A 13788-nucleotide genomic window follows, 5' to 3' on the forward strand; every position below is an offset into this window, starting at 1 on the left:
GTGGAGCTGATTTTGCACCGTTATTTGCAATAGCGCAGAGTAACTATGCTTGTCATTTGCAAAGACACGCTGATAATAAAGGAAAAGGTCGTGCTTTAAAAACGGCTATTTCATATATTTTGGACAATTTTCCTAATGCCAAAGGAATTGTGACGATTGATTCTGATGGTCAACATACCTACGAAGACATGATGAAATGTTTGGATGAATTTTTGCAACATCCTGATAGTTTGGTGCTGGGTGTTAGAACATTTGAAAAATCTGTTCCTTTACGTAGTAAATTTGGAAATTTATTGACAAGAGACGTCTTGGGGGCTATGACAGGTATGAACGTTTCTGATACGCAAACGGGGCTTCGTGTGATTCCTATGTCATGGTTGCCAAAACTCTTAACCGTGGAGGGTGAACGGTATGAATTTGAGATGAATATGTTACTTGAGGCAAAAGAGGACAATATTCTGATTTGTGAAGTTGGCATTGCAACGATTTATTTGGATGAAAATCAGTCGTCGCATTTTGATGCGATTCGTGACTCGATTAGAATTTACAAGGTTTTCTTCAAGTACATTTTTTCAGCATTGTTTTCCTTCTTGGTTGATATTGTTGCTTTTACGATTTTAATTTCTTTGTTTAATGGATTGAGTTTTAGTGCGGTGACGTTAGCTTCGATTTTAGCGCGTGCGATATCATCTGTTGTTAATTTCACCTTGAATCATAAGGTGGTCTTTAAACGAGGTCAATCAAATAGTGCGATAAAATACTTCACTTTGGTGGTAGTACAGATTGTTTTGTCAAGTTTATTGGTAACAGTTCTAGGAAATGCCTTGACGACGCTGCCAATTTCATTGGTGAAGATTTTAGTTGACGGTACACTTTTCATTGTCAGTTATTTTGTGCAAAAACATTTGATTTTTAGTGGAGGTGAGAATGAAGACTAGTAAGAGGATACTCTATTTCGTTGCATTTGTAACGACTGCCTTTTATTTAACTTGGCGTTTGGTGGCGACTATTCCGTGGCATGATTCATGGTTTGCGCTGATCTTTGGGATTTTATTGTGGGGAAGTGAGGTAGTTTCAGCCATTACAGGCTACATTCTCATTTGGAATAAGCAAAAGGACTTTAAGCTTGAAAAGCCTGAGATTGCTAAGGAGCGTTACCCAGATGTGGATGTTTTGATTGCAACGCATAATGAGGATCCAGAGTTGCTTTATAAGACGATTAATGCCTGCACTTTTATGGAATATCCTGATAAGTCTAAGGTGCATATCTACGTCTGTGATGATACCAATCGTCTAGAAGTTGCCAAATTGGCTGATGAGCTTGGTGTTGGTTATTTTGGTTTGGCGGATAATAAAGATGCCAAATCAGGAAACTACAATAATGCTTTACGTCAGACGTCATCACCTTTGGTGGCGACATTTGATGCGGATATGATTCCTTATCGTGAATTCCTGTTGGAAACTGTGCCTTATTTTGTTGAACAAGTTGAGGCTTATGAAAATGGTGACGATTATGATAAGTCAAAAATTGGTTTGATTCAAACGCCACAAAGTTTTTACAATGCTGATATTTTCCAATTTAACTTGTTTTCAGAATCAACCTTACCAAACGAACAAGATTTCTTTTCCAAAGAAATTAATGTTTTCAATAATTCGCACGGTGCAGCGCTTTATACGGGGTCTAATACGCTTATTTTCCGCAAGGCGATTGAAGATGTTGGTGGTTTTCCGACAGATACCATTACGGAGGATTTCGAGCTAGGTGTTCGGATAAATGCGGCTGGTTATGTAAATTATTCGACGAAAAGTCCAATGGCTAGCGGGTTAACGCCGACAGATTTGAAGAGTGTCATCAAACAGCGCGTGCGCTGGGGACGTGGCGTTATTCGCAGTAGCTACAATATGAATATCTTCTTTAATCCCAAATTGACAATGGGGCAAAGAATTGTTTATATTAATGGCTATCTTTATTGGTGGTCTTTCTTTAGACGGTTATTGTATATCTTGGCACCGATTTTATATACGGTTTTCCATGTGCGTGTGGTGGTGTCAAATATCTGGCTACTGTTCCTATTCTGGTTGCCAAGTTTCGCCTTGACACGCTTGTCAATGCGAGAAGTCTCAAAACAATACCAAACACAGGTTTGGGGAGAAATTGTGGAAACGATTTTTGCTCCGTATTTGTTTATTCCCATGATGTTGGAGTCCTTTGGCATTAGCAATAAAAAATTTAAGGTGACACGTAAGGGAAATTATACGTCGTGGACGTTGTACCTTTATGCGCTTCCTTATCTTGTTTTATGGGGATTAGCCGTTTATGGTTTGGTGACTTTTAACTATGGAAAATTTGGTTCAGAGCTTTTTTATGGAAGTATTATCAGTTTTTGGTTGATTTATCATATCATCAATTTGACCTTTGCGATTTTCTGTGCGCTTGGTCGTCCGATTTATCGCTCAAGTGAGCGTTTTACTGTTGATGAAGCTATGGTTATTGAGGTTGATGATGATTCTTACCAAGTGAGAGTCTATGATATTTCAGAAACGGGGATTTCATTCTATACGGATTTACCATTGTATTTGCCGAAAGAAAAAGAACTGACGCTTAATTTGCAATCACGTGATTACCATGCGAGGGTAAAAGGTCATGTTGTTCGTGTTTTTGCGATTGATAATGGTTGGCGCTACGGCGTTCAATTTTCAGAAGTTCCTGAAGCTGATAAGCGCGAATTTTATCAGTACATTTATGACCGCATTAATCACAATCTTCCGAAGAAAAAAGACCCTTGGATGACAACATGGGATGATTTATTTGAGAACTTTAGTCAACGTTTCCAAAATAATGAACGTCCTGTTTCAGCCTATGACCAAGTAGCTTTTCCGAAAGTTCGTGTCAATGAAGAGGTTCAGGTTGCTGGAAAAAAATGCCAGCTTAGAAAGACAGATTATTATTACATGACATTTTCTGGAAAATTGACAAATCCTAAAAAAGAACCGAATGTCGCATTTACCTACAAAGATTTGCCAATTCAGTTGACTTTTGTGTCCTATGATACTGATAGAGACGAGTCGCTTTATCGAGTTACCAATTTAGCGGATTTGGATAGCTTACCTGCTTTTAAAGCCTTAGCAAATGAATGGAGAGGGAGAGTATGATTAGTATTGCTAGATTACTGTTGTTCTTTGTGATTACCATGGGGTACAATGCCTTTTTCCGTAATACTGTGAAGATGAATCGCCGTCTGACATGGGTGTTTACATTTTCAGTCATTACATTGGTATTGTACCTTGGTAGTTTGTTAGGCTTTATGTTGCAGACCGTGTATGCCATTTCTGTTTTGGGCTGTCTTTTGAGTCTTTACTATCTTTGGGCGGTATGGAAAAAGAAATATCGCTTTAGGAGACTTGATTATATTTCGCTTGGAATGATGGCTTATTTGCTTTTGTTTGGAATAACGCTCTGGCATTCACCGCTTTTACATTATGATAATTTTACGCATTGGGCAACGATTGTAAAATTTTTCCATATCAATAATGCTTTGCCAACACAGCAGGATACGATTATTAGTTATTATACCTATCCTGTTGGAAGTTCACTTTTCATTTATTTTTTCACGACCATCGTAGGCTTTTCAGAAGGTAGTATGTTGGTCGGGCAATTCTTCTTGATTGCTTCCAGTCTTTATGCCATGTTTGCGGCACTTCGTGATGATCGACGTGTCTTAATGGTTAGCATGATTTTTGCTTCGTTTGCTGTTTTTAATACGTTCAACGTTGCTATTCGATTAAATAATTTGCTGGTTGATTTTCTGCTTCCGGCCTTGGCCTTGGCAGCCATAGCAGGTTGTTTTGTCTATCGTAATCGTTTCTGGTTTTTGTCGCTAAATACGGCGGTAATTCTTGGATTATTAAGTATCGTCAAAGTAGATGGACTTTTCTTTGTCGCTCTCGTTTTAGTAGTTTATGTGGTTTGTATTGTGCGTTTACTTGTTCGTAAAAGAGCACGTTTAAAAGCACTAGTGCTGCTCATAATGACCTTGCTAGTCAGCTGTCTTCCTTTTGTTATTTGGCAAAAGCATGTGACGGATAATTTCCCAAATGCCTCAAGTGCCAAGCATGCGGTGTCCATGTCAGAACTTGGTCAGGTATTGACTGGAAATCTGTCAGGCGTCCCACAAAAAATTATCACTCTTTTTGTCAAATCGGTGTTTACGTTTGACAGTTTGGCAAGCAATGGAATTTTGATAATCAATCTGATTATGATGATTGCCTTTATTGTGATTGGCATTCGTTTGAAATATAAGAAATTTGTCTTGTTGACTTGGGGATTTGTTGATATTTCGATTGTGACTTACTATATTGGCATTTTACTCATGTATCTGACAGCAATGCCGACTGATGAAGCGTTAGAATTAGCAGGATTTGAGCGCTATGCTTCGAGCATCGTTATCTTTGCTTTTGGTTGTTTGACCATGGCTTTAGCATGGGTAATGGACAAGGGTCTGTATGAAAAAATCATTAGTAAACGTAATGCTAGGTCTTACAAGAGCTTATTTAATAAACGCTTGTACCAATACGCGAGCCTTGTTTTGACAGTTTATGCCATTGGAATGTTCTTGTCAGAAAATAATAGCATTGTTTACAATAACAATCAGGAAACAAACGAGGTCGCAAAAGAAATTCGTCAGTTTACTGGAAGTCAGAGTAATTCGTCAACGGATAGAATTTTGGTTGTAACAGCAGATAAGGAGAATGTAGATAATTATTTTGCCCAATATGCTAGTCGTTATTATCTGTGGGATGTCAATGTTGATGCCAGAGAAAATTTTGTGTCGGTTGACCAAAAATTTTTAGATTTAATGGCATCATACAGCGACAGCGCAACAAGTTATTACCTCAGCAATAAAAATATCGATACTAGAGATGATTCCAATTTAACAGACGATGACTTTATTGCACTCTTAAAAACGTATGACGAAGTCTTGATTTTAGATGACCATTATACGTTTAATGCCTTGACGAAAAAACTATTTGGTCGGACATATTCCCCAGGATTGTATAAAGTATCAGATATTCTTGCTGGAAAAGGGTAAGTTTTCTAGCTTTATCAAGCATAAGTCTTGATATTTCAAATAAAATATGCTATTACAACAAAAAATATGTAGAAGGAGGCGGAGTTTGTGACTTCGCCTCTTGTGGTGCTCAAAAGACTTTCTTGAACATTGGAGAGGAAGTTAAGAAAAGTCCGTTTAAATCATCTGCTCTACTGATCACACAAAACGAGGTCCTCATAGGATGCAATCCACGTTCCACACACTCGACACTAATATAGAAAGATTTCATATCCACAAAAGCAATATCAGATTTTGGTTCTCGTAAATAATCAAAATAGCCCATTATCTATCTCTTTTATAGTTGTTTTCCCAATATTCCCTTTCTCCTTCTCCTATGCCTTCTGGTAGTTGCTTCAAACATTGTCCTATACTTTGATATTTAACAATTTCAGTTATTTCAGCCAAAGAAAGTCGATGAGATGCTCTGCTAAAGTCCGTATCGAAGTAATCAACCTCTTCTATTTCAACTAAAATCTCATAATTTTGATCAAGATAATATTTAATTTCAGACGGTACTAACTTCTCTGATTCTTACTGAAGTAAAATAATTGAATTAAAAACCATGAAAATAAGATTTTCATGGTTTTTCTATTACTCAAAGAGGATCTCCTATGACAAAATTAGAAACATTTAGATGGCGTATGTGGCATGTTTATCTCCTTATTTTTATAACCATTCTACTTACAGGTACATTCGTTCGCTATGGTTATAGACTTCAAGCCGCTTATTCCTTAGACGATAGACTTTACGACTATACTAACAAAAAAGTTACTGTAACATCCTTTCAAAACGTCAAAATTGGAAACTTTAACGTTTTAGGTGTTAAGTTTGGAAATGAAAAGCACTGGAGAGAAGTCAATTAGCCGTCGGTCGCACCTATCTAGCCTTCCAAGAATCTAGGTATAAAGCATCTAAACACAAGAAGGACTCTAAAAATTATGATATTATCCACTATTATCAGCTTGGTAAAGATACTGGAAAAGGACACACTATTGATGTACTAGACCTTGCTAAGAAACTAGGATACGATGATCCCGGTTCTATGGATAATACCATGTACTCCGATGGTAGGGATGAGTTTGTGAAATTTTCATCCTATGACAACGAAAAAGTATTCTATGTCAATTTACGTACCCATAAGACAACTAAAACCAAACCAGCAAAAGTCAATCAATACTACGGATTTGCTAAACCTTATCGCTATCTCCTTTTAAAGGATAATTTTTCTGTAGGTCATAAAGAGGATCCCCTCACTATCAACTCCATGCCCCTTATCTGGACCAAAGAAAGAAATTTTGCTGATTACAAAGATCAAGACGATAACGAATACAGTGACCAATCGCTCAAAAAAAGATTCAGCCTAATTATCGTAACAACTGATTCACTTAATTTGGATGATGCCATTAAACTCCAAAAAGAGTTAACATCAGATAAGGAGGATATCTATTGGTATTTTACAAGTACTGATACAACGACTGGACACCCTGAGCAAGTTAAAAGTCAAAAAGATTACAACCTACTAGTTAAGGAGAGTCATAACTAATATGGTAAAAAATAGCTTCAAATACCTTAAAATTACTATGCCCTTGATTTTATTATTGACCATGATTGCTATCTTTTTCTATTACAATGCTCAAGAAAATATTAAAGGGTTTTATAAAACTCGTGGATTTCAAGGAAAGGTGCAAATAACTGGTATCGGATGGGCAGATAAAATTACTTATCGTATGAATAAAGAAGATGAGGTTAAACATTATCTGATTTTCCATATTGATTATCAAGAGACCATTAATAACAAAAAAGAACATGTAAAGACTCAACTTCCTCTCCATATTCAAGATTTACTCTATCCTTACATTGCCAGTCCAACAGAAAGCGACTCAGATTTTAATCGCCAAAATAGTGAATATAAGATTTTACCTGATGAAAGAGAATATGGGGACGACTTTGTTAAAAAGTCTATTAAAATCAACCCTAGAAATCAAAAATTTATCAATGATATCTCTAAAGCTCTAAGATCCGAGAAAGATTTAAAAAATATTATTGTTCAGATAGAACCTGTACCATACACGACACTCTATACTTATGAGAGGGGACATTCTAAAGCGCTAGGTGGCTATTATGATTTTTCACTTAAAGATGCTCTACAAAACAAACAACTTACTGTCCAATTGAGTTTTCCTTCTGGTTCCACGACTAAAGAAATTGACTTACATTCTCAATTAGAACAGGTACTTAAAAACTCTGAACTACCAGATGGATGGTATATCTTAAATCAAAATAACGACTTTCCAAAAGAGGTACATATTGATGACAATCAAATTCGAATTAACTGAAGAAAGAACTCAGAGAGAATTATCTGAGGAAGAATGGGCTTTCCCTATTTGGAGATGGGCGGCTTTCTCACTATTTGACACCCTAATCCTAGTTAGTCCCTTGACAAGAGAATTGATTTACCCTGGGGGGAGTGATTCTCGTTTTTACCTAGGTAAATCATTGGGTAACTTGATGCTAGATGATACACAACGCTTCATCTTTATTATTATCATTCTAACTCTGTTGCTACCTGCTTTTGCCTTAATCATAGAAAGCCTATTATTTTCAAAAGGGTATCCTCTACTTTCAATAATATGTAGCTGTCTAATTTTTGTTAGTGCAACAGTCCTATTTGTCTATAGTCTCAGTATTGTCCCAGATTTTTGGAGCTTTACAATTTATAGTTATATGCTTTACCTTCTCTTCAACATAGGTAACTCCCTCAGAAAAATCAATAGAATCATCAATCTTAGGCAGAATAACACCAAAGCTTAACAGCATCTATCCACATAGTACTCCCCTTTTAGCATAGGAATGACACAAACGAAACAAAAAAGTCATTGTCTACTCTGAAGTTGACCACCTAGCTAAAAGCTTCGATATTAATTTTGAAAATCATTTTAGGAATACTCAAGACCCATGTCTCAGAAATAAATTTCACTCCTTTTGTAGCAAATAAACAATTTAATTAATAGTAAAAAGATCAACATATTACCGTTGATCTTTTATTTTTACTCTAAATCTTTCAGAATATCTGTAAATCTATGTGTAAACATAGCTGTCATCCCCCATATATTTTCTGTCAAGTTTCTGTAAAAAGGAATATGACGTTCACTGTACCCAAAATTGTATTTTTCTCTATTTTTTACCAGGAAAAATGGGAAATCTTTCGCATCACTCAAGGTAGAAGTCACTTTATAATAAATCGGATTCTCTGTCAACAACGTGTCAACATAGACTGTAAACAACCGTTTCACCTCTTCATTTGGATGAATATCCTCCCAATTTTCTATATTTATCTTTCCAACAAAGCAATGGATGGTTCTCCCCTGATGAATCAGATAATCAATCTCTCCCCAAATGTCAATTTGATCAGGAAATAAGTTTAGTTCCTCACAAGTTTCTCGTATAGCAGCTTCTTGAAAAGTCTCACCGTCTTCGACACGCCCACCTGGAAAAGAGACCTCACCCGGTTGAGAAATATGCTCACTTCGTACTTGGTAAAGGATTTGATACTTATCAGTTTTTACATCATATATCAAGGGTAAAAGCACTGCATAGCGTCCTTTCTCCCCTAGTGGCTTTGGCTCGTAATGAGCTAGTTTATCTTTAATAGTCATAAGAACTCCTTGACTTCATATTATCATAAAAAATAAGTTATCCCTATTATATAAATTTTTTATATATAAAATATTGACATATCTTTCTAAAAGAGATACACTCAATGTGTAAAATAATTATATATAATTTTTATACATATCCTAAAAGCAAAGGAGCACATTATGTATTTTCCAACATCGTCAATCCTGATAGAGTTCCTAATACTAGCTATTATAGATAGAGAAGACTCTTATGGCTATGAAATTAGTCAAACCATTAAGCTTGTGGCTAATATCAAGGAGTCAACACTTTATCCTATTCTAAAAAAGCTTGAAAAAGCAGGCTATATGACCACTTATAGCCAAGCATATCAAGGGCGTAAACGTAAATATTACAGTATTACCCAAGAGGGAAAAAATCATCTTCAATTTCTTAATGAAGAATGGTTAACCTATAAAGAAACCCTCGATGGTATTGTAGAAGGGAGATTAAGACATGACAAGGACTGAATATATAGCCAAATTAACAAAATATCTACGAAAATTACCACAAAAGGACTATGAAGAGGCTCTCGAATATTTCATGGAATATTTTGAAGAGGCTGGACCTGAAAATGAAGCTCAGGTTATTGCAGAATTGGGTACACCTAAGGAAGCAGCACATGAAGTCATTAGTCGTCTTCTAGACGAAAAGATTATTGAGGAAAAGAGTAGCTTACGTAATAAAACAACTATCCTCTGGATTGCGATTCTAGCTGTTTTAGCCAGTCCAGTCGCCTTACCAATTCTACTATTCTTCCTAGCTATGCTATTGACACTTCTTGTGGTTATTTTTGCAGTTATAGTGACTGCCTTAGCTCTTACTTTTGCCTTACTCATTAGTGGTATTTACACTTTCTTTACAAGCTTCTCTCTCTTAAATGTTTCACTAGCTTCAACACTGTTTGGAGTGGGTCTAGGTCTATTGATGTTTGGAGGAGCACTCTTACTGCTTTTGATTTCATTTGAAATCTGTAAACTTATTGTAAAGCTAATTACCCTATTGATTAAATGGCTCATCAAGAAAGGAAGAAAATCATGAAAACTTGGAAAAAGATTGTCCTCGGAGTGTCTCTTATCTCTCTATTTTTAGGAGGAGGATTAGTAGCTTGGGGTTATAGCCAAGGTGGCTTAACAGATTTACAAAATAAAACTATAAGTGAGCAAGATTATGTCAAGAAAGAAGTTAAGGACTTCAATAAAATTGATATTAAAAGTAGTAGCTACAATGTGCTTATAAAAAATGGTGAAGTTGACAAAGCAACGCTTTCTTACTACCAAAAAACAAAAAATCCAATTGACACATCTGTAAAGGATGGTCAATTGACTATCAATGATAACAACTCTGAATTAGATTCGACTTCTAACAAACATATTAACTTTTTCGGATTAAAAGATTTAGTAAGGCTTTCTACTCTCAACAAGGAAGTCAGAAATAAAACCATTGTCATTACACTCCCTAAAAAACAAACGATTGATTTTTTAAAGGTTGATTTAGCAACTGGAAATCTAGATTTAAGTAATAGCACCATCAAACAAGCAGACATCAATCTAAATGTAGGGGACCTAACTTTTACTAAAATGATTGTCAGCAACCTAAAAGCTAATCTTGATGTTGGTAGTGTTGATAGTGATCATACACTTTTTACTAACTCAGATTTATCTATTGCAATGGGAGATTACTCTGGAGATAACCTAATTTTCAATGGTCACAATAAACTTGATGTTACATCTGGTGATATTGAAATAGCTCTTAAAGATTACACGCTCAATGTTCAAGCCGATAGTCATTCAGGAGAGGTAGACATCACAAATAACCTTAAGATCTCAAAGGATAACACACTAACCATTACCTCAGACCTCGGTGATATAACTGTTGAATAACATAAAAAGCCAGCTCACATTAGAGCTGGCCTTTAGTTTATTCATTTTCAGACTTTGGTCTATAAATAATAATACCTACAACTACAAAAATAAGTAAGAAAATGAATAACATACGTACTTGATTTGAGATTTGTCCTGTCATTGAAATAGTTTGACGAAGACCTGATACGGAGTAGGACATTGGTAAGAATGGTTGGACGACCTTAAAGAACTTAGGACTAAGTTCAATTGGATAAGTCCCTGCACTAGAACCTAGCTGCAAAAGGAGCATAATCATAGAAGCAAATGCACCATATCTATCATCCCAACCCACAAGAGCTGTAACGAGCGCCATTAAAGTCCATGCTGCAAGGAGAATCATACCAAATGTAGCTAATGGATGATTTGGTTCAACTCCCACAAATCGAATGGCAATATAAAGGGCAATTGCAGCCATAGTCGTAATGATACCATTGATAAAGAACTTATTCTTAGCCCAATCAAAACGGCTCGTAAAGTTCCTTCCCGTCAAGCTCTTAGCAAAGATAACATTAGTTGAAAGAGCAACAACCATAAGAGAAACAGAAATCATATACGGAGCCATCCCCACACCATTAGTGTCAACCTTATCCTTATCAGTTTTCTTCTCTTTAAGCGGAGCACTAACCATTTTTGCATTGTCTGAATTTACAGAAACAAGAGATAGTTGCTGATTAGCCTTGTTTAATGAATCAGATAATGTAGAAAGGTTGGTTGACAGACTTGTCAATCCATTTGTTAAGGTATTTCCTCCAGTTGCTAATTGTTGAGCTCCTGTATTGAGAGCACTTGTACCACTCTGAAGAGTAGCAAAACCAGTCATTAAACTACTACTGTTAGCATCTAGAGTTTGAGCACCACTGGCAATCGTTGACACAGCACCAGTATAAGTTGACAAACCATTTGAAAGTGCGCTTGCACCTGTTGCTAGAGTACTTTGAGCGGTTGACACACCTGATGCCACTTGAGTTGCTCCTGGTGATAATTGATTGACAAGTACTGAATTGACATTAGCAATATTAGCTTGCATTGATGATACCGTTGATGAAGCTACAGGGAGAAGAGCATTCGCTGAACTTGCAATGCCTGAAATAGACGTTTGTAGAGAAGCCAAACTACTTGAATCTCCGCTACTAGTTGTTGTCGTACCTGTCAAGCTAGATAAAGCAGTTGACATACTTGACACATCAGATGCAATAGTTGAAGCATAACTACTAGCTGTAGAGCCTGAATTACTAATTGCCGATGTAATCTCTGCTTGTTGATCTGCCGTCAAGCTTTGATAAGCAGCTGTTCCTTGTACCGCAGCCAAATCATTTGCTTTATCAGTTGCACTAGCTGTTGCTATAGAGCTAGCTGCAGAAGAAATATTTGAAAGATAAGTCGCTATTGAACTTGTATCTACTGATGTTGTTGATGTTCCACTTGGTAATGATGTGTTACTTACCGCTGTATTAAGATTTTGAATTGCTGTATTTAAATCAGTTAAATTAGTTGACAGGGTTGACAACTGTGCTTGCTGTTCTTCAGATAAACTTGTTGCTGTAGCCATTTGACTGAGCGCTGTTGACAACGAATCTGCACCTGTAACTAAGGTATTCATGGCCTCTGCTCCTGATACAAATTGACCTGCAGCAGAATTAACAGCCTCAGAGTTCGCATTTAACTGTGACAAAGCGCCTGACAAAGTTGCCACACCTGAAGTATAGGCAGACGCGCCTGAACTCAAGGTATCAACACCTGTAGCCAATGTTTGTGTAGATCCAGCAAGAGTTCCTAAGCCATTTGATAAGGTCTGACTCCCAGACTGAAGTGCGCCTGCACCTGCATATAATTGACTAGCCCCATTCGCTGCAGTTCCCATACCACCCTGAAGTTGAGACATACTCCTAAAGACAGCTCCAACATAAGTTGATGTAATATTTTTAGAAACAGTATCCTTCAACTTAGACATGGCAGAATCGCTCATTTTTGAAGAAACGAAGCTATGTCCTGCTGTTGTTTGATAAGAAATTTCCAGTTTCTTGGGATCATTTGTCAAAAGACTTGCTGCATTACTTGAGAGGTTTTCTGGAAAAGTGATTACCATATAGTAATCACCATCCTCAATCCCTTTTTGGGCTTCATTTTCAGTCACAAAGTGATAGTCTAGATTTTTGTTTTTAGACATATTGTCTACCATATCATGACCAATATTCAGAGTCTTATTCTGGAAACTAGCACTCTTATCTTTGTTCACTACTGCCACTGGTAAGTGTTTGACATTACCGTAAGGATTCCACATAGAAGACAAAAAGATTAAATTATATAAAGCAGGTATCAATGAGACACCAATAATTGTTATCCAGAGCTTTGGACTTTTAAGAAGAGCCTTTAATTCTGCTAACATATTTCTCCTTTTTAGACATTGTGTTTATTTTTATGATATAATCAATTATAAACTCATTTACCTGAAAATCAATGTTAAACAATCGATTTTTGGACACATAGTCTAAAAGTGTATAAAAGGAGATTTGTATGTCAAAAGATCAAAGACGCGCGCAAACAAAAAAAGCTCTTTTAGATGCTTTAGTAATATGTCTTGAAGACCAAGATTTCAATGATATTACTACCATTCGTCTGGTTCAAACAGCTGGGATTAGCCGTTCGAGTTTTTATACCCACTACAAAGATAAGTATGAAATGATTGATAGTTATCAGAAAGAGCTTTTCCACAAGCTAGAGTATATCTTCGATAAATATGAAGGAAAGAAAGAGGGAGCCTTTCTCGAAATCTTTGAATTTCTCACTCGTGAAAAGCTCCTATCAGCTCTATTGTCTACCAATGGATCAAAAGAAATTCAAGATTTTCTGATACATAAACTTCAGCGTATGATAGCTGAGGACTTCATTAATCCCACTGCTGAAGAAAGAGCTCTCAAAGGATTCGAGAAAGACTATGCCAGTATTTATTTTGCGCATGCTATTTTTGGCGCTGGTCAAGCCTGGATAAATAAAGGTAAAAAAGAATCACCTCAAGAAATGACAGACTTTCTTCTACGATTTATTCCACAATAAAATCACTTCAAAAGCATAAAAAAGCTGCAAACCATTTCAATAGT

At 36.4% G+C, this 13788-nt stretch carries 12 protein-coding genes and 1 pseudogene; 10 read left to right on the forward strand and 3 right to left on the reverse strand.

All coding sequences use genetic code 11. The features are described from left to right. The 3 genes from HMPREF2607_RS00985 to HMPREF2607_RS00995 form a co-directional block, all read left to right on the forward strand. Positions 1–938 (forward strand): bifunctional glycosyltransferase family 2/GtrA family protein (locus tag HMPREF2607_RS00985; RefSeq protein WP_148130140.1); only part of this gene is annotated, 938 nt, incomplete at its 5' end. Beyond that, positions 928–3153: a glycosyltransferase family 2 protein gene (locus tag HMPREF2607_RS00990; protein WP_037599185.1), complete on the forward strand. Its 2226-nt coding sequence runs from the start codon at positions 928–930 to the stop codon at positions 3151–3153. The genes HMPREF2607_RS00985 and HMPREF2607_RS00990, both read left to right, overlap by 11 nt. Then, the gene (locus tag HMPREF2607_RS00995; protein WP_070475404.1) at positions 3150–5090 is read left to right on the forward strand and encodes a hypothetical protein; all 1941 of its coding nucleotides are present in this window, start codon (positions 3150–3152) and stop codon (positions 5088–5090) included. Before HMPREF2607_RS00990 ends, HMPREF2607_RS00995 begins: the two co-directional genes overlap by 4 nt. Positions 5091–5202: 112 nt before the next feature. Here HMPREF2607_RS00995 and HMPREF2607_RS01000 read toward each other — a convergent pair. Continuing rightward, positions 5203–5394, reverse strand: a pseudogene (locus HMPREF2607_RS01000) (DNA polymerase); the annotation flags it as partial. 328 nt (positions 5395–5722) lie between these two features. On the opposite strand from HMPREF2607_RS01000, the gene HMPREF2607_RS10590 reads away from it, so the two are divergent. The 3 genes from HMPREF2607_RS10590 (at position 5723) to HMPREF2607_RS01010 (ending at position 7447) form a co-directional block, all read left to right on the forward strand. Beyond that, positions 5723–5974 (forward strand): hypothetical protein, encoded by a 252-nt coding sequence (locus HMPREF2607_RS10590; protein ID WP_261674257.1) that lies wholly within the window; start codon positions 5723–5725, stop codon positions 5972–5974. Between the two features lie 179 nt (positions 5975–6153). After that, positions 6154–6654 carry a hypothetical protein gene (locus HMPREF2607_RS10595; RefSeq protein ID WP_261674258.1) on the forward strand — a complete coding sequence of 167 codons (501 nt, stop codon included), beginning with the start codon at positions 6154–6156 and terminating at the stop codon, positions 6652–6654. A gap of 1 nt (position 6655) precedes the next feature. Further along, positions 6656–7447, forward strand: a complete 792-nt coding sequence (locus HMPREF2607_RS01010; protein ID WP_022496161.1) for a hypothetical protein — start codon at positions 6656–6658, stop codon at positions 7445–7447. Positions 7448–8158: 711 nt separating this feature from the next. Here the strand turns inward: HMPREF2607_RS01010 and HMPREF2607_RS01020 are convergent. Further along, positions 8159–8767 (reverse strand): NUDIX hydrolase, encoded by a 609-nt coding sequence (locus HMPREF2607_RS01020; protein ID WP_070475408.1) that lies wholly within the window; start codon positions 8765–8767, stop codon positions 8159–8161. A gap of 162 nt (positions 8768–8929) precedes the next feature. Between HMPREF2607_RS01020 and HMPREF2607_RS01025 the strand changes: the two genes are divergently transcribed. Genes HMPREF2607_RS01025 through HMPREF2607_RS01035 form a run of 3 tightly spaced genes read left to right on the forward strand, consistent with a single transcriptional unit; the run spans position 8930 to position 10669 of the window. After that, positions 8930–9256, forward strand: a complete 327-nt coding sequence (locus HMPREF2607_RS01025) for a PadR family transcriptional regulator (RefSeq protein WP_014632494.1) — start codon at positions 8930–8932, stop codon at positions 9254–9256. Beyond that, a complete protein-coding gene (locus HMPREF2607_RS01030; RefSeq protein WP_014635185.1) occupies positions 9243–9827 on the forward strand; it encodes a DUF1700 domain-containing protein in 585 nt (194 codons plus the stop codon). Before HMPREF2607_RS01025 ends, HMPREF2607_RS01030 begins: the two co-directional genes overlap by 14 nt. Then, positions 9824–10669, forward strand: a complete 846-nt coding sequence (locus HMPREF2607_RS01035) for a DUF4097 family beta strand repeat-containing protein (protein WP_083278646.1) — start codon at positions 9824–9826, stop codon at positions 10667–10669. The genes HMPREF2607_RS01030 and HMPREF2607_RS01035 overlap by 4 nt, the downstream gene beginning before the upstream one ends. Positions 10670–10706: 37 nt before the next feature. Here HMPREF2607_RS01035 and HMPREF2607_RS01040 read toward each other — a convergent pair whose 3' ends face one another. After that, complete coding sequence (locus tag HMPREF2607_RS01040; RefSeq protein ID WP_070475412.1) at positions 10707–13076, reverse strand: YhgE/Pip domain-containing protein; 2370 nt, start codon at positions 13074–13076, stop codon at positions 10707–10709. A 128-nt stretch (positions 13077–13204) separates the two neighbouring features. Between HMPREF2607_RS01040 and HMPREF2607_RS01045 the strand changes: the two genes are divergently transcribed. Next, positions 13205–13744, forward strand: coding sequence for a TetR/AcrR family transcriptional regulator (locus HMPREF2607_RS01045; RefSeq protein WP_014635188.1), 540 nt, complete (start codon positions 13205–13207; stop codon positions 13742–13744). Positions 13745–13788: the final 44 nt, after the last annotated feature.

This window comes from Streptococcus sp. HMSC078H03 (assembly GCF_001808655.1).
Lineage (GTDB): Bacteria > Bacillota > Bacilli > Lactobacillales > Streptococcaceae > Streptococcus > Streptococcus salivarius_G.